The organism is Burkholderia cenocepacia, from assembly GCF_900446215.1.
GTDB lineage: Bacteria > Pseudomonadota > Gammaproteobacteria > Burkholderiales > Burkholderiaceae > Burkholderia > Burkholderia cenocepacia.
Genome location: NZ_UAQZ01000014.1, coordinates 181,205 through 201,277, shown reverse-complemented (window position 1 = coordinate 201,277; position 20,073 = coordinate 181,205). Strand labels below are relative to the sequence as shown.

Genomic DNA, 20,073 nt, shown 5'->3' with positions numbered 1-20,073 from the left:
CCGGTCAGACCAGCAGGCGCTCCCGGATCGCGTTTTGCGTAGCCGGATCGAGTTGCAGGCCGTTCTCGAGGTACGACGCCATCGAGCCGTACGACGTCGCGACCTGATCGAAGGCCGCCTGCAGATAGTCGGCGTGTGCGCCTTGCAGTGCGGTCATCATGTCCGCCGCGTTTTGTCCGCCGGCTTGTCGGGCGTGGGCGACCGAAGCGGCGATATCGGCTGCGCTATAGACGTTGGTCAGCAGGTAGTCGGCCAGAATCGTTTGCCCGGAGATGCCGAGGATCGAGTGCAGAATGGCGGTCGCCCAGCCGGTGCGATCCTTGCCGGCCGTGCAGTGGAACACTCGGTTGTCGCCGCTGCCCGCGAAGCCGGTGAACAGCGCGTGGTAGCTGGCGTGCGCGCTGTCCGACGTGACGAATGCGCGATACATGCTCAGCATGAATGCCGTCGCGGTCGCGCCGGTCGTCGGAATCGGGTCGATACTGGCGGCCCCGAGCACGTTGAGGTTTTGCCAGGCGGCGCCGGCGAGCGGTACATCGGGTTGCGTCTTGATCTCGGCGGGCGTGCGCAGGTCATCGACCTGCGTGATGCCGAGCGTGCCGACGGTCGCGACGTCGGCGGCGGACAGCGCGAGCGCGGACGAGCGATAGATCGCGCCTTTCTTCATCTTCGCGCCGCTGGTCGTCACGTAGCCGGTTCCGTCCGGCCCGGCCGTGTCGCGAAAGTTCGACGCGGACGCCAGCCGCGGCGTCGTGACCGGCGCGACCGCTATCGCGTCGCCGCCGCATGCCGACAGCAGCGACGCGCTTCCCAGCGCGATGCCGATCGTGCCGGCGCCCAGCCGGAGAAAATGTCGACGGGAAATTTCGTTTTTCTGATGCATTCGATGCCCTGTGTCGGAGACGGTTACCAGGCGTCGCGACCGCGGTGCCGCTGCCTGCGCGCGACATGGCAAGGCCGGGGTGAGCCGGATCGATCGGCATGCAGTCGGACGGCTTGCCGGGCACGTCGATCTCGCGCCGGCTTACCGCACGGTAGCGATTTGCCGTGAAGCGGCCATCGTCCTTTTCGATTAGGGGCGAATGCCGGGTAGCGGCGCGGCCCCGGGCATCGACCGATACGCGCGGCGATGGCGGCGAGGTAAGATCGGCATCAGTGGCGGGTTCGATATCACGACACGGCAGCCATCACGGGGAAGCGCCATGGACCTGAAGGAAGTCGACGTACTCGGTGCGGGGGTGGGCGATCACTGGTACTACGCGTCGAAGGCGAGCGCGATTCGCCGGTTTCTGGGCGCGTCGGGCGCGAACCGGATACTCGACGTCGGTGCGGGCTCCGGTTTTTTCTCGAAGCATCTGCTCGAACGCACGCAAGCGACGGAAGCGTGGTGTGTCGATACGAGCTATGCCGACGACAGCGACGGCGAGGCGGCCGGCAAGCCCATCCACTTTCGGCGCGCCGTCGATCGATTCGATGCCGATCTCGTGTTGCTGATGGACGTGCTCGAGCATGTCGACGACGACGTCGGGCTGCTGACGCAGTACGTGCACGGTGCGCCGTCGGGCAGCCGGTTCCTGATCACGGTGCCCGCGTTCCAGTTCCTGTGGAGCGGCCACGACGATTTCCTCGAACACAAGCGCAGGTATACGCTCGGCGGCCTCGAGGGCGTGGTGCGGCGTGCCGGGCTCGACGTCGAGCACGGCGCCTATTATTTCGGCCTCACGTTTCCGCTCGCGGCCGCGTTGCGGCTGGGCGAGCGGGCGCGTTCGCAGCCGCGCGAGCCTGCGTCGCAACTGCGTCGTCATCATCCGTTCGTCAACGGCTTGCTGAAGACGATCTGCCGCATCGAGTTGCCGATGTTCCGCTTCAATCGCGTCGCCGGCCTGACGGTCATCTGCGTCGCACGCAAGCGGTGACGACGATGCGCGGTGAGTGCCGCGGATTGCCTGCATCGCCGCCATCACGCCAAAAAATTGCACGAGAACATTCACAAAATGCATGCGACCCGTTCTAAATCGGGAAACTGTCTGTTATAATTTTTTTCTTTCGGGGCGTAGCGCAGCCTGGTAGCGTACCTGCATGGGGTGCAGGTGGTCGGAGGTTCAAATCCTCTCGCCCCGACCAGACAAGAACCCGCGTCAGCTCAAGCTGACGCGGGTTTTTTCTTGGCCGCCGCTTTTTTGCACATCGCAACGCGGCCCCGGTAAAATGCAAGGTTGATCCACGGAAAGCGCCGTGATTTAGCGGAAGAGGATTCCCCGAACATGACTGATCTTCGTCTTACCATGCGGTTCGCTGCAGTGCTCGCCACCGGCGCGCTCGTCGCCGGTTGCGGTACGTCGTCGCCCACGAAAGTGGACTACAAGAGCGATTCGAAATCGAAGGAAGCGTCGCTCGCAGTGCCGCCCAACATGCTCGACGAGACGGCCGATCAGCGTTCGCTGCCGCCCCAGGGCGGCGCGACTTCCCTGTCCGCGCTCCAGCAGGTCCAGCAGGCCGCGCCTGCGCTGGACACCGTCGCGCCGGCCGTCGCCGGCATGCATATCCAGCGCGACGGCACCGAAAGCTGGCTCGTGATCGACGGCAAGCAGCCGGCCGCGATCTGGCCGCAGGTTCGCCGTTTCTGGCAGGAGCAGGGCTTCCTGCTCGTCGTCGACCAGCGCGACAAGGGCGTGATGGAAACCGACTGGAACGAAACCCATCCGCAGATCAACGACGGCTTGATCCGCAGCGTGATCTCGAAGGCGATGGGCAATTCGTACGTGACGGCCGAGCGCAACAAGTACCGCACGCGTCTCGATTCGGCGCCGAACGGCGGCACCTACGTGTTCATCAGCCAGAAGGGCATGCGCGAGGCGATCACCGGCGCGAACAACGATTCGAGCAAGTGGGAACCGAAGCCGAACGATCCGGCGCTCGAGACGGAATACCTGAAGCGGCTGATGGCCGTGCTCGCGCAGAACGAGCAGCGCGCGAAGAACGGCGAACCGCCGATCGCGAACATCAAGGACAACGCGGTCTCGAAGGACAAGAAGGCCGATGCCGACGCGTCGTCGAAGGCTGCCGCGGCGATCGCTGCGCAGAACGTCTCGCGTACGTCGGCGCAAGGCAATGACGCGGCCGAAGCGGCCGTGCCGTCCGAAGTCACGCTCGGCGAGCCGTACGACCGGTCGTGGCTGCACGTCGGTCTCGCGCTCGATCGCGCGAATTTCACGGTCGACGATCGCGATCGCACGAAGGGCCTGTATTTCGTGCGCTATGTCGATCCGAAGGATCTGAGCTCGGCCGAGCAGGGCTTCTGGAGCCAGCTGTTCCACGGCAAGAAGGAAAAGCAGGCGAAGCAGTATCGCGTCAACGTGAAGGCGCTTACGGCCGATCAGACGCGTGTCGCGGTCGTCGACGATTCGGGCGCAATCGATTCGTCGTCGGCCGCTCGCCAGATCATGGGGTTGCTCGTGAATCAGCTCCGCTGATCCCGGCGTCTCCGCACCCTTGAAAAGCCCGCCATTCGGCGGGCTTTTTTCATGTCCGCTCGCCAGCGTGTGCGCATGTTCGGCGGGGCCCGTCCCTTCTCGTGACGTTACGTAACATCCCCGCGTTACGACGACAGAACACGTGTCGCATTGTCGTCGATCTAAAAATTTTTCCTTATAAATCAATGGAATATTGCGCGTGTAATGCCTGGCACGCAACCTGCTTTATAGGTTGGAATCGTTAGAACAGGGAGGACGGCGTCAGGGACCGGGAATGCGCGGCGAGCGCATGAACAACGGGATCGACGCCTTCACATGCCGACGCGCCAAGCGTCGGCGCAACAGATGATGGTCCGCGCCAGCGTGCGGATCTCGATGGCCCCGTCGCCTATCCTCGTAGGGCGACGGTTTCGCCCGCGCTTCTCTGAAGCGCGGGCTATTTTTTTGGTGCCGTCGCCATGTCGTATCCGGGTAGCCGATGTGCGGCGCAGGATTCGCGTATTCTCGGACTTTTTCGGATGAAGGAGGCGGGAATGGCGGAAATTGCAGTCGTGGCGCTGATCGTGGCGAAGCCGGGGGCCGAGGAAAAACTGCGCGCCGTGCTCGAGGGAATCGTCGAGCCGACCCGCAACGAAGCCGGCGCGTTGCAGTACGACCTGCACCGCGATCTGAAGGAGCCCGCGCGGTTCGTATTCGTCGAGCGTTGGGAGAGCGAGGAGGCGCTGGCCGCTCATGCGCGTTCCGCGCATATTCTCGCTTATCGCGAAGCGGCCGCGGACTGGATCGAGCGTTCCGAAATCCGCGTGCTGTCGAAGCTCCTCTGAGTCTGAGCCGGGTGGGGCGACCGGACGTGTCCGGTCGCGGCGGCGCGTCAGTGCGACGCGCTGGGTACGTCGAGAATCAGGATGATCGTCCAGTCTGCGTCGCCGTCATGGTGATACTGGCGCTCGGCAACGATGAACGGTTGCTGCTTGCCTTGCGGGCCGAGGAACAGCACGTCGCCCTCCATCGGCAGGCACTCGATCGGCGGCAGCGCGAGGAACGCGTCGTCCGAGCCGCGGGGCATCAGTTGCTTGATCTTGCGAGTGGCGGCTTCGGTCCACTCGATGTCGAGTTGAATGTTGCTCATGCTGTCCTCCGCACCGGGGTGCGCACGGGTGGAAAATTTCGGTGCGCGACTTTAGCACAGCGCGCGGGCGCCGCAACCAAAAAAGCCGAACCCGGTTGCCCGGATTCGGCTTTTCGCTGATGCGGTGCCGCCGAACTTACTGGCTGGCAGCGTCTGCAGCCTTTGCCTTCTTGCCGGCCTTCTTCGCAGCTGCCTTGTGATGCGCAGCCTTCTTGCCGTGGTGATGCTCTTCCTGCGCCGCCGGCTGAGCCGCTTCGGCCGCTTGCTGCTGTTGCAGCGCTTGTGCACGCTGCTCGATCTCGGCGATCTTGGCCGGATCGGTGATGGTCTGGATCTGCGTGCTCTCTTGCGCATACGCTGCGCCAGTCAGCGCCGACATCGCTACCAGGATAGCCAGGGACGTCTTCTTCATTGCTTTACCTCCGCTAAGTGGTGATGAACCCGAGTGTTGCCGTTTTGTCTGGCGACTGCAATCGAGTGCGTGTCGAGTGTAACAAAAGTGACGGATCAATGTGCACCGGATCGCCGCACGACGCAAGGCCCCGTTGAAGTCGCGCAACACTTCGCGCGGTTCGTCACGCGCCTGCCATCCAGGGGAGTGCGGAGATTTCCATGCGGTCGTCAAAACCAGCCGAGCCAACGATACACGTGGAATTGCGCGATCCCGACCAGCTCGTGCAGCGCGTGTTCGGCGTTGGCCACATTGCGCCAGCGCGGCAGCCACCCCGTCTGCGCGCGCCGGAGATTCGCATAAACGGGTTGCGGATCGATGCCGAAGCGGCGGAAATCGAGCAGCGCCCGGCGCATCTGGTACGACGACGTGACGAGAATGCGCGCGTCGTCATACTGTGAGCGTAGTATAGACGCAGTGAATTTCGCGTTTTCGTAGGTTGTACGGCTGTTCGGTTCGAGCACGAGGTCGGCCGGCGCCACGCCTTGCGCGACGAGCTGGCGCCCGTAGACGGCCGCCTCGGTATCGCCGTGATGCTGCGGGTCGCCGCCCGACATCACCACGGTGCAGCGTTCGGCCTGCTGCCGGCACGTGCGATAGAGCGCCGCAATCTTGCGGATGCGCGCGGCGCCGTCGGGCGGCGGCTGCAATCCGGCATCGGTGCGAAGCGTGCCGGCGCCGATGAGGATCAGCGTGGTTCGTCCATGCATGTCGGGATGCTCGACCGGCGTGACGCCTGCCTCGCTCCAGGCGATCAGCGGCGCGGCGAGCCAGCCCGTCGCGAGCAGCCAGAACAGCGCAGCGGCGACGATCGAAATGGTTCGACGCCGCTTGCGGCAGAGCATGAAACCGATGAAGAGAAGTACAAATGAATCGAACAGAATCAATTTGATTGGGGTATGGTGTCTTTTTATGGACGGCTGACGATCCGGCCCTGACGCGACGCCGAACAACGTCGGCCTCCAGAATCGGTGGCGGTTTCGGCGGGCGGAGACCCCGCCCGGCGCGCCGCTTCGCATTGTCGCTGCACTTTAAGAAAGAATCGAGATGGCCACGTATTCCAACGAAGCGGTGCTCGACGCATTGAGACGAGTGCAGTACCGCCAGGTACCGTGGGCACGCCGCCCGGGCGTGTTCGAGTATCTCCGTTCGCTCGGGCTGATGGACACGGTCAGGCAGAAAACCGTTGCCCCCGCACCGGGCTTCCATGCACCGGTCGACATCGCCGTACTGACCGACAGCGGTCGAGCCGAATTCTCGCGCCTCGAGCGCGACGAGAAATTACTGTCCTGGACTGATCGCCGCATGGACGACTACGCATTGAGCGAAGCGAGCGCCGTGGCGATTCTCGAAAGCCGCCTGTAGCGGTTCTTCATCCCGCCCCGTGCATCGCCGCGGCAGGCCGGCGACGCAAAAAAAGCCCGTATCGCGAGGATACGGGCGTACCGGATACTTTTGCTGCTGCCACGCTGTGCTCATGGCAACGATGTGACTCGCCGCATGCGGCGCAGTTCCCGGATGCGGGCATTTTCTTTGGCGAAACGTCGAAATCGGCAGGACTACGGATGACGCGGCACGCCCGGCGGCTGCGAGCCGATCCGCGCCCGTGCGTTGCTCGCGATGTCGCCACGCAAGTCGCCGCGCGGCACGGTTTGCCGGCTGGACGAGTTGGCGGACGGCGGCTGGCGGAGGGTGTTGCGATGATCCTGCTGGCGATGGGGCGGCTTCACGCGATCGTCGGCATGGACAGGAGCGGCGAGCGCCACGGAAACGACAATGCCGCATGCAACGAGCAGTGACATTGTTTTCATGGCGGGGCTCCCTTCAAGCCGTCCGTGCGGCCTGTTGATATGTCGCTAAGGTAAGCGTGGGAGTGCAGGCTTGCTGTAAATAATAGTAAATAGATGTTTCGCGACACGACAACGGTAATCGACGGCAAGACATGCGTCGCGACAAAGTCGCATCGCAGAAAGAAACCGGGCGGCCGAAGCCGCCCGATCGAGCATGCGTTACGCCATCTTGACGGGCGCGCGCCAGGATTCCGGGTTGGTCCAGAAGGCGCCGCGCAGCCGGTCGCGGCTCGGCGGGGCAGGCGGCTTCGCCGCGCTTGCGCCGATGCGTCCGCGCAGCGAGATTTGCCGACCGCTCGTGCCGAGTCGCTTCACGATCTCGGCAAGCGTGCCGTCGGCCTGCCATTCGTCGAAGCGGCGGCGGCAGGTCGGCGGGGACGGATAGCGGCCCGGCAGTTTCGACCAACCTTCACCCGTCGACAGTACCCACAGTACGGCGTTGACCACCGACCGGGCTTCCACGCGGGGACGGCCGCGCCGCTCACTCCGTGCGGGCTCCGAGCAAAACAGACCCTCGACCAGCGCCCACTCGTTATCTCTCAAATCGTCGAACAGCATCATGTCCTCACCTCAGCGAAGCTAACTCCGGTGCGCTGCCCTGCGCCGCGCACTCTTCAGGCACTCGATCGGCGAGTGCCGGGTGGGGGCGTCCGGTTGGCCGGCAGCGGCGTTTCTGCTCTTCCGTCCGACGAAACCTGTGCCCTGTGCGCCAGGTAATGCACGAAGCGTGCCATGTCGGAGGTGAATTCCTCGAGAGCCGCTTGGCAGCGAGCTAACGGCTAAGTCAGCTAGGGGCGTATAAGACGCCAAAATAACCCGGCAGCAAATCGGGACAATCACCAATCTTGTGCAATTCGCCCGTGTCACGTGCGTTTGCGAACGTATTGCACCGCAGCGAAACATGTGCGGCGGGTGCCGGATTCGTTCGCCGAAGCCGGGTTCGCACATTAAAATCGCGCATCGATATCGACGATTGATGAGGTCAGGAGATGAACGTTACGCTGCGCCAGCTTCGCGTATTCATCGAAGTCGCGCGGCTCAGGAGCTTCAGTCGGGCGGGGGACGAGATCGGGCTCACGCAGTCCGCGGTCAGCCGCTGCGTGCGCGAGCTCGAGGCCGAACTCGGGCTGAAGCTGATCGACCGCACGACGCGCGACGTGCAACTGACCGACGTCGGCGCGAACCTGATCGCGAGCGTGTCGCGCCTGCTCGACGATCTCGACGACACGCTGCGCGAGATTCGCGAAATAGGGGAGCAGCGTCGCGGGCGCGTGATCGTCGCGGCTAGCCCGACGATCGCATGCAGGTTGATGCCGCGCGTGGTGGCGTCGTGCGAGCGCCAGTTCCCGTTCGTGACGCTCGGCCTGCGCGACGACGTGCAGAGCGACGTGCTGCGCAAGGTGAAGTCGAGCGAAGTCGACTTCGGCGTCGTGATCGGGCCGCTGACGGTCGCCGATCTCGTCTGCGAGCCGCTGATGACCGATTCGTTCTGCCTTGTCGCGCGCGCTGACCATCCGCTCGCGGCGCGGGCCGAGGTGCCGTGGACGGCGCTGGACGGCGAGCGCCTCGTGCTGCTCGATCATGCGTCGGGCAGCCGGCCGCTGATCGATGCGGCGCTGGCCACGCATCGCGTGAACGCGACGGTCATGCAGGAACTCGGGCATTCGGCGACCGTGTTCGGGCTGGTCGAGGCCGGTGTCGGCGTGAGCGTGCAGCCGTGGCTGTCGCTGCCGCTGCCCGCCGGCTCGACGCTCATCGCACGGCCGCTCACGCCGCGCACCGAGCGTACCGTCGAGCTGGTGCGTCGTCGCGACCGGTCGTTGTCGCCCGCCGCGCAGGCGATCTGGGAGCTCGTGCGGCAGATGCCGGCGAGGGCCGAGGATCTCGACTGACGCTTGCCAACGTGCGCGGTCCGGCTTGCCGGCCGGTACACTACGCGGATCGTGTTCCTCGGCGGTGGTGCTCGATGACGCAATCCGCAGGTTTTTTCCCGGCAAACGACGAGCCGGCGGCGCGTGCCGCGGTGCAGGCGCTGCGCCCGTCGCTGATCCGCGAGGTCGCAAACGCCGGCTTCGGCGTGCCGGACATGCTGCCGTTCTGGTTCGGCGAATCCGATCGCGTGACGCCGGACTTCATCCGCGACGCCGCAGCGGCCGCGCTGCGCGACGGCACGACCTTCTACACGCACAATCTCGGCACGGCGCCGCTGCGCGACGCGATCGCGACCTATGTCGGCGCGCGTCACGGTGCGACGCCGGCGGACACGGTGGCCGTGACGAGTTCGGGTGTGAGTGCGCTGATGCTGGCTGCGCAGATGCTGGTCGGGCCGGGCGAGCGGGTCGTCGCGATCACGCCGCTGTGGCCGAATCTCGTCGAGATTCCGAAGATCCTCGGTGCACAGGTCGACTGCGTGCCGCTCGACTATGGCGACGCGGGCTGGCAGCTCGATGTCGGCCGGTTGCTCGCGGCGCTGACGCCCGATACGCGGATGCTGCTGATCAATTCGCCGAACAACCCGACCGGCTGGACGATGTCGCGCGACGATCAGCAGGTCGTGCTCGCCCATTGTCGCCGTCACGGCATCTGGCTGGTCGCCGACGAGGTGTACGAGCGGCTTGCATTCGGCGACGGCGGCGCGCCGTCGTTCCTCGATATCGCGTCGCGCGACGAGCGCGTCGTGGTCGTCAATTCATTCTCGAAGGCGTGGGCGATGACGGCCTGGCGGCTCGGATGGCTGATTGCGCCGGCATCGGTGATGGGCGACCTGTCGAAGCTCGTCGAATACAACACGTCGTGTGCGCCGGGCTTCGTGCAGGCCGCGGCCGAGGTCGCGTTGCGCGACGGCGAGCCGTTCGTGCGGTCGTTCGTCGCGGCGCTGCGCGACGCGCGCGATCACCTGGTTGCCGCGCTGCGGACCCTGCCGGGCGTCGAGGTGCCGCCCCCGCCGGGCGCGATGTACCTGTTCCTGCGGCTGCCGGGTGCGGCCGACAGCCTGGCGTTCTGCACGACGCTGGTGCGCGAAGCGGGGCTCGGCCTTGCGCCCGGGCGCGCATTCGGCCCGGAGGGAGAAGGGTTCGTGCGCTGGTGCTACGCGTGCGATCCGGCGCGGCTCGATGCGGGCGTCGAGCGGCTGCGCCGGTTCCTTGCACGCGGCACGGGCGCCCGCTGAAGCGGGGCCGGAGCGGGCGCGCCGCCCGGGCGGCGGCCTGTTCCACTCATCTTTACGCACCGGGCAATTTTGCGTAATATGGCGCTCAGTCACGCGGTTCCGTCGTTGAGCCGTGCTGTTCCGTCCGGTTTGGGCCTGGCCTGAAGTTGGTTCGCCGCCCCCGGTTCGTGCTCCCATCAATATGACCGATCAGAATCGGGCGAGCGCGTCTTCCGTTCCTTTCGTCTGTTTGTTGATCCGGTTCGTTTGACCACAGGGTCTGGCCTAGCTGCATGAATACCCAAGAGGCGAAGATCGTCCTCGAGACTGCTTTGATCTGCGCGCAGGAACCGCTGAAGCTCGGCGATTTGCGCAAGCTCTTTGCCGACGGCGTGTCGGCTGACACGGTCCGCACGTTGCTCGAAGATCTGAAACAGGATTGGTCCGGTCGCGGTGTCGAACTGGTGGCGTTGGCGACCGGATGGCGCTTTCAGAGCAAGCCGGCGATGCGTCATTATCTCGATCGCCTGCATCCCGAGAAGCCGCCGAAATATTCGCGCGCGGTGCTCGAAACGCTCGCGATCATCGCGTACCGGCAGCCCGTCACGCGCGGCGACATCGAAGAGATTCGCGGCGTCACGGTCAATACGCAGGTGGTCAAGCAACTCGAGGATCGCGGCTGGATCGAGGTGATCGGTCATCGCGACGTGCCGGGGCGTCCGGCGCTGTATGCGACGACCAAGCAGTTCCTCGACGATCTCGGCCTGAAGGCGCTCGACGACCTGCCGGCGCTCGAAGAGCCGGCCGCGAACATCGAGGCCGCGCTGCTCGCGCAGCAGGCCATGGATTTCGACGGTGACGTGCCGGTGGCCGACGATGCGGCGGGCGACGTACCGCAGGCACTGGCGAATGAAGTGCCCGCCGGCGAGTCGGCCGAGGCCTCCGGCGATGCCGCGGCCGACGTCGCGTCGACGCAGGAAATGCCGAGTCGCGATACGCTCGATGCTGATCGCGGGCAAACGGAGCAGACGGAACAGGTTGGCGCCGAAGCAGTGCCGGCCGATGTGCAGCCCGAGCCGCAGCCAGCGGATTGGAGCGAGGAAGATCGCAAGCCGGCCGCCGAAGCGGCTGCCGGAGACGGAGCGGAAGCGGCCGGCGACATGCCCGGCGAGGCCGATCAGGCCGACGCCTCCCGTTCCCGTCCCGCGGACGACGAGACGCTGGACGACACGTCCGACAGTCTCGCGGATGCCGTACGAAGCGCCAGTGCGCCCATCGGCGCCGACGCGCTGCCGGACGACGAAGCAGAACCCGAACAGCGTCGCGCCTGATCGCGGCCAACTTCTTGCCGCGCCCGCGCCGGGCGCGAGACCTGACATTTTGAGGTTGTTTTGACAGATATCCACGATATTGAATCGTCCGCGCCTGCCGTGCAGGCAGCGCGTGCCGACGATGCGCCGGAGCAGGATGCTTCGGCCGCGGGTGGCGACGAGCGTCCCCGCCGCGGTCTGCGGCGCGGCCCGCGCAGCCTGATCGCGCGGCGTCGCGCGGCGGCCAAGTCGAAGGGCGCCGAAGGCGAGCAGCAGGGTGCCGAGGGCGCCGATGCGCAGCCGGCCGAGGCCGCCGATGCGCCGCCGGCGCGTGCGCCGCGCAAGGAAGGTGCGGCCAAGGGCGGTCGCAAGCCGGCCGGCAAGCGCGAAAGTGCGGCCAAGGGCGGTCAAGGCGGCCAGGGCCGTCGCGGTGCATCGAAAGCCGAAGGTGGCGCGGCGAAGGCCGTGGAAGGCGATGCGTCCCAGGACGAACTGTTCGCGTACGTGACGTCGCCCGCCTTCGACGCGGACAACTCCGCGGGCGGTAGCGGCGTGCGTGCGCCGATGCTGCGTCGCGGCCGCAACCAGCCGGCGAACAAGCGCGTGCTGTCGCCGGACGACGACGCGCCGAAGCTCCACAAGGTGCTGGCGGAAGCGGGCATGGGCTCGCGCCGCGAAATGGAAGAACTGATCGTTGCCGGCCGCGTGTCGGTGAACGGCGAGCCCGCGCACATCGGCCAGCGGATCATGCCGACCGACCAGGTGCGGATCAACGGCAAGCCGGTCAAGCGCAAGCTGCCGAACAAGCCGCCGCGCGTGCTGCTGTATCACAAGCCGACCGGCGAGATCGTCAGCCACGCGGATCCGGAAGGTCGTCCGTCGGTGTTCGACCGCCTGCCGCCGATGAAGACGGCGAAATGGCTGGCGGTGGGCCGCCTCGACTTCAATACCGAAGGCCTGCTGATGCTGACGACCTCCGGCGACCTCGCGAACCGCTTCATGCATCCGCGTTACAGCGTCGAGCGCGAGTACGCGGTGCGTGTGGTCGGCGAGCTGGCCGAAGGCATGCGGCAGAAGCTGCTGCACGGGGTCGAGCTCGAAGACGGTCCGGCGAATTTCCTGCGCATCCGCGATGGCGGCGGCGAAGGCACGAACCACTGGTATCACGTCGCGCTGGCCGAAGGCCGCAACCGTGAAGTGCGCCGGATGTTCGAAGCGGTCGGCTTGATGGTGAGCCGGCTGATCCGTACGCGTCACGGCCCGATTCCGCTGCCGCGCGGCCTGAAGCGTGGTCGTTGGGAGGAGCTCGACGATGCGCAGGTGCGCAAGCTGATGGCGACCGTCGGCCTGAAGGCGCCGTCCGAGGAGAAGGGCAAGCGCGGCGGTGCCGGTCCGACCGAGCGGCGCCAGCCCGATCCGATGCAGACGTCGATGGGTTTCATCGGCCGCGAGCCGGTGCTGACGACGCACGGGCAACTCGACCAGCCGCGTCGCGGTGGTGGCCGGCGCGGCGCGCCGGGCCTGCCGGGCCTGAGCGGCTACGGCAGCCTGCCGGTTGCACCGTCGGGCTATGGCAACCGCACGGGCGGCGGTCGTGACGGCAACCGCATGGGTGGCGGCCGCGACGGCAACCGCGCCGGCGGTGGTCGCGATGTCGACGGCAATCGTGCGTCGTATGGCGCGGGCCCCAAGCGCGATGGCGCGGGCGGCAAGCGCGGCGGCAGCAAGGGCAGTGGTAACCGCACGCCGAACGGCAATCGTGCCGACGGCGGCGGCAACGGCGGTCCGCGCGGCGGTCAGCGTCCGCAGCGCAGTCGTACGCGCAGCCGTTAAGCGCCTGTCGGTCGGCGTACGGCGGCCCAAGGCCGCCGGCGCGTCGGCCAGGCCGGCATCCGGCCGGCTTTGTCGACGCGTTTCGGCTGATCCGTGTCGCGTGCCGCGACAACGACGATCACCGGCGCGGCACGGGAGTCCCGGTCGATCGGGTAGCCCGATTTCGCATTTTTGGTCCGTAAAGGCTGTCGACGCGCTGCTTTTACCGGCTGGCTTGGCGTTTGCGCCAAAAATCGCTATAATCGCGGAGTCGCTGGGCGTACGGATTCAATGTGCGGCTCAGGTGCGACCACCAGTAAGAAGATGGGCGTTCCGCCCATTTTTTTTTGCTGAAACGGTTAGGCATCTCGGGTAGCGCTTCCTGCGCCGGCTAAGGCGCGCGCCCGCGGGTGAATCGCGAGCGGCGGGCGCGAACACCTGAGAGGACACTGTGCAACTGACGGAACTGATAGAAACCACGGTCACCGGGCTCGGCTACGAGCTGGTGGAACTCGAGCGCACCGGGCGCGGCATGCTTTGCATCTATATCGATCAGCCTGCCGGCATCTCGCTCGATGACTGCGAAAAGGTTACGCGTCAGCTCCAGCACGTCTTGACGGTCGAAAATATCGATTACGAACGGCTCGAAGTCTCGTCCCCGGGGCTCGACCGCCCGTTGAAGAAGCTGGCCGACTTCGAGCGCTTCGCCGGCAGCGAAGTTTCCGTGACCTTGAAAAAGCCGCTGGACGGGCGCAAGACGTACCGGGGCATTCTGCACGCGCCGAATGGCGAAACGATCGGTTTGGAATTTGAGGGGAAGAAGGGCGAGGCAGCCATGCTGGATTTCACGCTGGCCGATATCGACAAAGCCCGCCTGATTCCGCAAGTTGACTTTAGGAGCCGCAAATAATGAGTCGCGAAGTGTTGATGCTGGTGGATGCGCTGGCGCGCGAGAAAAACGTCGACAAGGATGTGGTGCTGGGCGCCCTCGAGGCTGCGCTCGCGTCCGCTTCCAAGAAGCTGTTCGACGAAGGCGCCGAAATCCGCGTCCATATCGATCGCGAAAGCGGCGAGCACGAAACCTTCCGTCGCTGGCTCGTCGTGCCCGACGAGGCAGGCTTGCAGGAGCCGGATCGCGAGATCCTGCTGTTCGAAGCACGTGAGCAGAAGCCCGACGTCGAAGTCGGCGAGTATGTCGAGGAACCCGTTCCGTCGATCGAGTTCGGTCGCATCGGCGCGCAGGCCGCGAAGCAGGTGATCCTGCAGAAGGTGCGCGACGCGGAGCGCGAGCAGATCCTGAACGACTACCTCGAGCGTGGCGAAAAGATCATGACGGGTACGGTGAAGCGCCTCGACAAGGGCAACTTCATCGTCGAATCGGGCCGCGTCGAGGCGCTGCTGCGCCGCGATCAGCTGATCCCGAAGGAAAACCTGCGCGTGGGCGACCGCGTGCGTGCGTACATCGCGAAGGTCGACCGCACCGCGCGCGGCCCGCAGATCGAGCTGTCGCGTACGGCGCCCGAATTCCTGATGAAGCTGTTCGAGATGGAAGTGCCGGAAATCGAACAGGGCCTGCTCGAGATCAAGGCGGCTGCCCGCGACCCGGGCGTGCGCGCGAAGATCGGCGTCATCGCATACGACAAGCGGATCGATCCGATCGGCACCTGCGTCGGCATCCGCGGTTCGCGCGTGCAGGCCGTGCGCAACGAGCTCGGTGGCGAAAACATCGACATCGTGCTATGGTCGGAGGATCCCGCCCAGTTCGTGATCGGCGCGCTCGCGCCGGCAGCCGTCCAGTCGATCGTCGTCGATGAAGAAAAGCATTCGATGGACGTCGTCGTCGACGAGAACGAACTGGCTGTCGCGATCGGCCGCAGCGGTCAGAACGTTCGCCTTGCCGGCGAACTGACCGGCTGGCAGATCAACATCATGACGCCGGACGAATCCGCCCTGAAGCAGGGTGAAGAGCGCGACCGGCTGCGTGCACTGTTCATGGCGCGCCTCGACGTCGACGAAGAAGTTGCCGACATCCTGATCGACGAAGGCTTCACGAGCCTCGAAGAGATCGCGTACGTGCCGCTCAACGAAATGCTCGAAATCGAAGCGTTCGACGAGGACACCGTGCACGAACTGCGCAACCGCGCACGCGACGCGCTGTTGACGATGGCCATCGCGAACGAAGAAAAGGTCGAGAACGCAGCGCTGGATCTCAAGAGCCTCGACGGCATCACGCCGGAGCTGCTCGCGAAGCTGGCCGAACACGCCGTGCAGACGCGCGACGATCTCGCCGAGCTGGCTGTAGATGAACTGGTCGACATGACCGGGATGGAAGAGGATGCCGCTAAGGCGTTGATCATGAAAGCACGTGAACACTGGTTCCAGTGAGAAATGACCATGGCGCACTGATTTGATGGCGGCCGTATGGCCTGACCCGATGCTAACCGCAAGGAATCGGTCCTTGCACTAAGAGGAATGAATGGCGAGTAACAACGTAGCCCAATTTGCCGCGGAACTGAAAATGCCTGCTGGTGTGCTGCTCGAACAGCTGCAGGCAGCGGGCGTCCAGAAAGCGAGTGAAGACGATGCGCTGTCCGAAGCGGACAAGGCGCGTCTGCTCGATCATTTGCGCAAGTCACACGGCGCAACCGACGGCGACAAGCGCAAGATCACGCTGACCCGCAAGCATACGTCGGAGATCAAGCAATCTGACGCGACGGGCAAGGCTCGCACCATTCAGGTCGAGGTTCGCAAGAAGCGTACGTTCGTCAAGCGCGACGACGTGAGCGAAGGTGCGGAACAGGGTCAGGCGCAGGTCGCCGAAGCGGACGACGATGCGGAACTGAAGCGTCGCGAGGAAGAAGCGCGCCGCGAGGCCGAGCTGCTCGAGAAGCAGGCGCAGGAGCTGCGCGAGCGTCAGGAACGCCTCGAACGCGAGGAAGCCGAGCGTCGCGCCCGCGAGGAAGCGGCCGAGGCCGAGCGTCGTCGCGCCGAGGAAGAAGCCGCTGCGAAGCGTGCCGCGGCGGAAGCCGCCGCAGCGCAGCAGGCGGCAGCCCAGCAGGCCGCCGCCGAGCAGGAAACCGCGCCGACGCAGTCCGCGCAGGACGAGGCACGCGCAGCCGCCGAACGTGCGGCGCAGCGCGAAGCGGCGAAGAAGGCCGAGGACGCTGCCCGCGAGGCGGCCGACAAGGCGCGCGCCGAGCAGGAAGAGATCAGCAAGCGTCGCGCGGCGGCGGAAGCCGAAGCGCGTGCGATCCGCGAAATGATGAACACGCCGCGCAAGGCCGTGGTCAAGGCAGCCGAGCCGCCGAAGCCGGCGGAACCGGCGAAGCCGGCCGAAGCGAAGGGCACGCTGCACAAGCCGGCGAAGCCGGAAGGTGCGCAGGCGCGTCCGGCCGTGAAGAAGCCGGCCGGCGCCGCGGCACCGGCCACGACGCAAGCGCCGGCAGGCGCGGGCGACCGCAACAAGAAGCCGGGCGCAGGCAAGGGCGGCTGGCAGGACGACGCGTCGAAGCGTCGCGGCATCAAGACGCGCGGCGACTCGAGCGGCGGCGTCGACCGCGGCTGGCGCGGCGGCCCGAAGGGTCGCGGCCGTCACCAGGACAGCGCATCGTCGTTCCAGGCGCCGACCGAACCGATCGTCCGTGAAGTGCACGTGCCGGAAACCGTGTCGGTTGCCGATCTCGCGCACAAGATGTCGATCAAGGCCTCCGAAGTCATCAAGGTGATGATGAAGATGGGCCAGATGGTCACGATCAACCAGGTGCTGGACCAGGAAACGGCGATGATCATCGTCGAGGAACTGGGCCACCGCGCGGTCGCCGCGAAGCTGGACGATCCGGAAGCGCTGCTCGTCGAAGGCGAAACCGGTACCGATGCGGAGCAACTGCCGCGTCCGCCGGTCGTCACGGTGATGGGTCACGTCGACCACGGCAAGACCTCGCTGCTCGACCACATCCGCCGCGCGAAGGTTGCCGCGGGCGAAGCGGGCGGCATCACGCAGCACATCGGCGCTTATCACGTCGACACGCCGCGTGGCGTCATCACGTTCCTCGATACGCCGGGTCACGAAGCGTTCACGGCAATGCGTGCACGCGGCGCGAAGGCGACCGACATCGTGGTGCTGGTGGTGGCGGCCGACGACGGCGTGATGCCGCAGACGAAGGAAGCGATCGCCCACGCGAAGGCGGGTGGCGTGCCGATCGTCGTCGCGATCAACAAGATCGACAAGCCGGAAGCGAACCCGGATCGCGTCAAGCAGGAGCTGGTCGCGGAAGGCGTCGTGCCGGAAGAATACGGTGGCGATTCGCCGTTCGTGCCGGTGTCGGCGAAGACGGGCGCAGGGATCGACGATCTGCTCGAGAACGTGCTGCTGCAGGCCGAAGTGCTGGAGCTGAAGGCACCGGTCGAAGCGCCGGCCAAGGGCATCGTGATCGAAGCGAAGCTCGACAAGGGTAAAGGCCCGGTCGCGACGATCCTGGTGCAGTCCGGTACGCTGAACCGCGGCGACATCGTGCTGGCCGGTACGGCTTACGGCCGCGTCCGTGCGATGCTCGACGAGAACGGCAAGCCGACGAAGGAAGCCGGTCCGTCGATCCCGGTCGAAATCCAGGGTCTGTCGGAAGTGCCGGGTGCGGGCGAGGAAGTGATCGTGCTGCCGGACGAGCGCAAGGCGCGCGAAATCGCGCTGTTCCGTCAAGGCAAGTTCCGCGACGTGAAGCTCGCGAAGCAGCAGGCCGCGAAGCTGGAAAGCATGCTCGAGCAGATGGGCGAAGGCGAAGTGCAGAACCTGCCGCTCATCATCAAGGCAGACGTGCAGGGTTCGCAGGAAGCGCTCGTGCAGTCGCTGCTCAAGCTGTCGACCGACGAAGTGCGCGTGCAGATCGTGCACAGCGCGGTCGGTGGTATCAGCGAAAACGACGTCAACCTCGCGACGGCATCGAAGGCGGTCATCATCGGCTTCAACACGCGTGCGGATGCTCAGGCACGCAAGCTGGCCGAAGCGAACGGCATCGATATCCGCTACTACAACATCATCTACGACGCAGTGGATGAGGTGAAGGCGGCGATGTCGGGCATGCTGGCGCCGGAGAAGCGCGAAGTCATCACCGGCATGGTCGAGGTGCGCCAGGTCTTCAAGGTACCGAAGGTCGGCACGGTCGCAGGCTGTATGGTCACGGACGGTATCGTCAAGCGCTCGTCGTCGGTGCGCGTGCTGCGCAACAACGTCGTGATCTTCACGGGCGAACTCGAATCGCTGAAGCGTTTCAAGGACGACGTGAAGGAAGTGAAGCAAGGCTTCGAGTGCGGTATGTCGGTGAAGAACTTCAACGACATCATCGAAGGCGACCAGTTCGAAGTCTTCGAAGTGACCGAAGTCGCGCGGACGCTGTAATCGTCGCGTAATCGGCTCATGGGCGGGGCAGGCTTGGGCCTGTCCCGCCCATTTTCATGGTGGCGTGCCGAACATGGCCGCCGCTTCATCCTGATAAACGGATCACGGATCGATCATGTCCAGGAAACGTACTTCCCCCAATCGCAACGTTCAGATCGCCGACCAGATTCAGCGCGATCTGTCCGAACTCATCATGCGCGAGGTCAAGGATCCGCGCATCGGCATCGTAACCATCCAGAGCGTGGAACTCACGCCGGACTATGCGCACGCGAAGGTCTACTTCACGGCGCTCACCGGCGATCCGGACAAGACGCAGGAGGCGCTGAACCATGCGTCGGGCCACCTGCACAACCTGCTGTTCAAGCGCCTGCACATTCATACGGTGCCGACGCTGCATTTCCACTACGACCAGACGATCGAGAAGGCCGTCGAAATGTCGCGCCTGATCAAGGAAGCAAATTCGACGCGCGCGAAGGACGACGACGAGGCCGGCGCGCCTGCCAAGGACGATTGAGCTCGACCGGCCTATGACGAATGCAGCACCCCAACGTCCGCGCGTGCCCCGGCGCGTGCTGGACGGCGTTCTCCTGCTCGACAAGCCGGTCGGCCTGTCGAGCAACGATGCGTTGATTCGCGCAAAGCGCCTGCTTCTCGCGAAGAAAGCCGGTCACACCGGCACGCTCGATCCGCTGGCTTCGGGCCTGCTGCCGCTGTGCTTCGGCGAGGCGACGAAGTTCTCGCAGGACTTGCTCGACGCCGACAAGACCTATGAAGCGACGATGCGCCTCGGCCAGCGCACGGCTACCGGTGACGCGGAAGGCGACGTGATCGACACGCGGCCGGTCGAATGCGATCGTGCGGCGGTGGAAGCCGCGCTCGTGCGCTTCACCGGCGACATCGTGCAGGTGCCGCCGATGTATTCGGCGCTCAAGCGCGACGGCAAGCCGCTGTATGAATATGCGCGTGCGGGCCAGACCGTCGAGCGGGAGGGCCGCAACGTGACGATTCATGCGCTCGAACTGCTCGCCTGCGAACTGCCCGACGTGACGTTTCGCGTGACCTGCAGCAAGGGCACGTATGTGCGCACGCTGGCGGAGGATATCGGCGAGGCGCTGGGTTGCGGCGCGCATCTGACGATGCTGCGTCGCACGGGCGTCGGCGCGCTGACGCTCGAGCATGCGGTGACGCTCGATGCGCTGTCGGACGCTGCCGAAGCGGCGCGCGATGCATGGCTGCAGCCGGTCGATGCGTTGCTGTCGACGTTCCCGGCCATTCGGCTCGACGACGCGTCCGCGAAGCGGTTCCTGCATGGTCAGCGCCTGCCGCTGTCGGCGCTGGAGCCGATCGACGCGGCCGATGGCGAGCGCGTGCGTGTGTATGACGCGACGCGGTTGCTCGGCGTGGCGCGCAAGGCGAATGGCGTGCTCGCCCCGGAACGGCTGGTCGTGACGGCGCAATGATGTAGTCGTGCACGCAAGTGCATGCAGCGGCATGAAAAAGCCCGGTCG

The 20,073-nt window shown here is 65.6% G+C and carries 18 protein-coding genes, 1 tRNA gene and 1 pseudogene; 14 read left to right on the top strand and 6 right to left on the bottom strand.

Features of this window, described 5'->3' with window-relative positions; translation table 11 throughout:
- Nucleotides 1-4 precede the first annotated feature (4 nt).
- Complete coding sequence (locus DTA15_RS27630; protein ID WP_006486109.1) at nucleotides 5-883, bottom strand: tyrosine-protein phosphatase; 879 nt, start codon at nucleotides 881-883, stop codon at nucleotides 5-7.
- 319 nt (nucleotides 884-1,202) lie between these two features.
- On the opposite strand from DTA15_RS27630, the gene DTA15_RS27625 reads away from it, so the two are divergent.
- The 4 genes from DTA15_RS27625 (at nucleotide 1,203) to DTA15_RS27610 (ending at nucleotide 4,297) form a co-directional block, all read left to right on the top strand.
- A complete protein-coding gene (locus tag DTA15_RS27625; RefSeq protein ID WP_006486100.1) occupies nucleotides 1,203-1,916 on the top strand; it encodes a class I SAM-dependent methyltransferase in 714 nt (237 codons plus the stop codon).
- A gap of 131 nt (nucleotides 1,917-2,047) precedes the next feature.
- Nucleotides 2,048-2,124 (top strand) — tRNA-Pro (locus DTA15_RS27620).
- Nucleotides 2,125-2,264: 140 nt separating this feature from the next.
- Nucleotides 2,265-3,473: an NlpB/DapX family lipoprotein gene (gene bamC / locus DTA15_RS27615; RefSeq protein WP_012492557.1), complete on the top strand. Its 1,209-nt coding sequence runs from the start codon at nucleotides 2,265-2,267 to the stop codon at nucleotides 3,471-3,473.
- A 533-nt stretch (nucleotides 3,474-4,006) separates the two neighbouring features.
- Nucleotides 4,007-4,297, top strand: a complete 291-nt coding sequence (locus DTA15_RS27610) for a putative quinol monooxygenase (protein WP_006486097.1) — start codon at nucleotides 4,007-4,009, stop codon at nucleotides 4,295-4,297.
- Between the two features lie 47 nt (nucleotides 4,298-4,344).
- On the opposite strand, the gene DTA15_RS27605 is transcribed toward DTA15_RS27610, so the two are convergent.
- The 3 genes from DTA15_RS27605 to DTA15_RS27595 all read right to left on the bottom strand — a co-directional run bounded on the left by DTA15_RS27605 (nucleotide 4,345) and on the right by DTA15_RS27595 (nucleotide 5,940).
- Nucleotides 4,345-4,602: a hypothetical protein gene (locus DTA15_RS27605; RefSeq protein WP_006486090.1), complete on the bottom strand. Its 258-nt coding sequence runs from the start codon at nucleotides 4,600-4,602 to the stop codon at nucleotides 4,345-4,347.
- Between the two features lie 136 nt (nucleotides 4,603-4,738).
- Entirely contained in the window at nucleotides 4,739-5,014 is a 276-nt protein-coding gene (locus DTA15_RS27600) for a hypothetical protein (RefSeq protein ID WP_006486101.1), read from the bottom strand.
- A gap of 209 nt (nucleotides 5,015-5,223) precedes the next feature.
- Nucleotides 5,224-5,940: a YdcF family protein gene (locus DTA15_RS27595; protein ID WP_012492558.1), complete on the bottom strand. Its 717-nt coding sequence runs from the start codon at nucleotides 5,938-5,940 to the stop codon at nucleotides 5,224-5,226.
- A gap of 160 nt (nucleotides 5,941-6,100) precedes the next feature.
- Between DTA15_RS27595 and DTA15_RS27590 the strand changes: the two genes are divergently transcribed.
- Complete coding sequence (locus DTA15_RS27590; RefSeq protein WP_006495354.1) at nucleotides 6,101-6,418, top strand: hypothetical protein; 318 nt, start codon at nucleotides 6,101-6,103, stop codon at nucleotides 6,416-6,418.
- 194 nt (nucleotides 6,419-6,612) lie between these two features.
- Here DTA15_RS27590 and DTA15_RS27585 read toward each other — a convergent pair whose 3' ends face one another.
- Together DTA15_RS27585 and DTA15_RS27580 are read right to left on the bottom strand one after the other, a co-directional pair.
- Nucleotides 6,613-6,864: a hypothetical protein gene (locus tag DTA15_RS27585; RefSeq protein ID WP_006495353.1), complete on the bottom strand. Its 252-nt coding sequence runs from the start codon at nucleotides 6,862-6,864 to the stop codon at nucleotides 6,613-6,615.
- A 201-nt stretch (nucleotides 6,865-7,065) separates the two neighbouring features.
- Nucleotides 7,066-7,461 (bottom strand): annotated as a pseudogene (locus DTA15_RS27580) (transposase); the annotation flags it as partial.
- Between the two features lie 431 nt (nucleotides 7,462-7,892).
- Between DTA15_RS27580 and DTA15_RS27575 the strand changes: the two are divergent.
- The 9 genes from DTA15_RS27575 to truB all read left to right on the top strand — a co-directional run bounded on the left by DTA15_RS27575 (nucleotide 7,893) and on the right by truB (nucleotide 20,025).
- Nucleotides 7,893-8,795 (top strand): LysR family transcriptional regulator, encoded by a 903-nt coding sequence (locus tag DTA15_RS27575; RefSeq protein WP_006486096.1) that lies wholly within the window; start codon nucleotides 7,893-7,895, stop codon nucleotides 8,793-8,795.
- Between the two features lie 74 nt (nucleotides 8,796-8,869).
- The gene (locus tag DTA15_RS27570) at nucleotides 8,870-10,072 is read left to right on the top strand and encodes a pyridoxal phosphate-dependent aminotransferase (RefSeq protein WP_006486111.1); all 1,203 of its coding nucleotides are present in this window, start codon (nucleotides 8,870-8,872) and stop codon (nucleotides 10,070-10,072) included.
- Nucleotides 10,073-10,344: 272 nt separating this feature from the next.
- Nucleotides 10,345-11,382, top strand: coding sequence for an SMC-Scp complex subunit ScpB (gene scpB / locus DTA15_RS27565; protein ID WP_012492559.1), 1,038 nt, complete (start codon nucleotides 10,345-10,347; stop codon nucleotides 11,380-11,382).
- Nucleotides 11,383-11,442: 60 nt separating this feature from the next.
- On the top strand, nucleotides 11,443-13,194 hold the full coding sequence (gene rluB / locus DTA15_RS27560) for a 23S rRNA pseudouridine(2605) synthase RluB (RefSeq protein WP_012492560.1): 1,752 nt from the start codon (nucleotides 11,443-11,445) through the stop codon (nucleotides 13,192-13,194).
- Between the two features lie 430 nt (nucleotides 13,195-13,624).
- Nucleotides 13,625-14,083: a ribosome maturation factor RimP gene (rimP, locus tag DTA15_RS27555; protein ID WP_006490686.1), complete on the top strand. Its 459-nt coding sequence runs from the start codon at nucleotides 13,625-13,627 to the stop codon at nucleotides 14,081-14,083.
- Nucleotides 14,083-15,558 (top strand): transcription termination factor NusA, encoded by a 1,476-nt coding sequence (nusA, locus tag DTA15_RS27550; RefSeq protein WP_006495348.1) that lies wholly within the window; start codon nucleotides 14,083-14,085, stop codon nucleotides 15,556-15,558. Before rimP ends, nusA begins: the two co-directional genes overlap by 1 nt.
- Nucleotides 15,559-15,649: 91 nt before the next feature.
- Entirely contained in the window at nucleotides 15,650-18,565 is a 2,916-nt protein-coding gene (gene infB / locus DTA15_RS27545; protein WP_006490685.1) for a translation initiation factor IF-2, read from the top strand.
- A 115-nt stretch (nucleotides 18,566-18,680) separates the two neighbouring features.
- Complete coding sequence (gene rbfA / locus DTA15_RS27540; protein WP_006490681.1) at nucleotides 18,681-19,079, top strand: 30S ribosome-binding factor RbfA; 399 nt, start codon at nucleotides 18,681-18,683, stop codon at nucleotides 19,077-19,079.
- Nucleotides 19,080-19,092: 13 nt separating this feature from the next.
- The gene (gene truB, locus DTA15_RS27535; protein WP_006490683.1) at nucleotides 19,093-20,025 is read left to right on the top strand and encodes a tRNA pseudouridine(55) synthase TruB; all 933 of its coding nucleotides are present in this window, start codon (nucleotides 19,093-19,095) and stop codon (nucleotides 20,023-20,025) included.
- Nucleotides 20,026-20,073 lie beyond the last annotated feature (48 nt).

What these genes read in the sequence shown, in the direction of transcription:
- DTA15_RS27630 (WP_006486109.1), bottom strand. Translation starts at nt 883, where the DNA reads ATGCATCAGAAAAACGAAATTTCCCGTCGACATTTTCTCCGGCTGGGC.
- DTA15_RS27625 (WP_006486100.1), top strand. Translation starts at nt 1,203, where the DNA reads ATGGACCTGAAGGAAGTCGACGTACTCGGTGCGGGGGTGGGCGATCAC.
- bamC (WP_012492557.1), top strand. Translation starts at nt 2,265, where the DNA reads ATGACTGATCTTCGTCTTACCATGCGGTTCGCTGCAGTGCTCGCCACC.
- DTA15_RS27610 (WP_006486097.1), top strand. Translation starts at nt 4,007, where the DNA reads ATGGCGGAAATTGCAGTCGTGGCGCTGATCGTGGCGAAGCCGGGGGCC.
- DTA15_RS27605 (WP_006486090.1), bottom strand. Translation starts at nt 4,602, where the DNA reads ATGAGCAACATTCAACTCGACATCGAGTGGACCGAAGCCGCCACTCGC.
- DTA15_RS27600 (WP_006486101.1), bottom strand. Translation starts at nt 5,014, where the DNA reads ATGAAGAAGACGTCCCTGGCTATCCTGGTAGCGATGTCGGCGCTGACT.
- DTA15_RS27590 (WP_006495354.1), top strand. Translation starts at nt 6,101, where the DNA reads ATGGCCACGTATTCCAACGAAGCGGTGCTCGACGCATTGAGACGAGTG.
- DTA15_RS27585 (WP_006495353.1), bottom strand. Translation starts at nt 6,864, where the DNA reads ATGAAAACAATGTCACTGCTCGTTGCATGCGGCATTGTCGTTTCCGTG.
- DTA15_RS27575 (WP_006486096.1), top strand. Translation starts at nt 7,893, where the DNA reads ATGAACGTTACGCTGCGCCAGCTTCGCGTATTCATCGAAGTCGCGCGG.
- DTA15_RS27570 (WP_006486111.1), top strand. Translation starts at nt 8,870, where the DNA reads ATGACGCAATCCGCAGGTTTTTTCCCGGCAAACGACGAGCCGGCGGCG.
- scpB (WP_012492559.1), top strand. Translation starts at nt 10,345, where the DNA reads ATGAATACCCAAGAGGCGAAGATCGTCCTCGAGACTGCTTTGATCTGC.
- nusA (WP_006495348.1), top strand. Translation starts at nt 14,083, where the DNA reads ATGAGTCGCGAAGTGTTGATGCTGGTGGATGCGCTGGCGCGCGAGAAA.
- infB (WP_006490685.1), top strand. Translation starts at nt 15,650, where the DNA reads ATGGCGAGTAACAACGTAGCCCAATTTGCCGCGGAACTGAAAATGCCT.
- rbfA (WP_006490681.1), top strand. Translation starts at nt 18,681, where the DNA reads ATGTCCAGGAAACGTACTTCCCCCAATCGCAACGTTCAGATCGCCGAC.
- truB (WP_006490683.1), top strand. Translation starts at nt 19,093, where the DNA reads ATGACGAATGCAGCACCCCAACGTCCGCGCGTGCCCCGGCGCGTGCTG.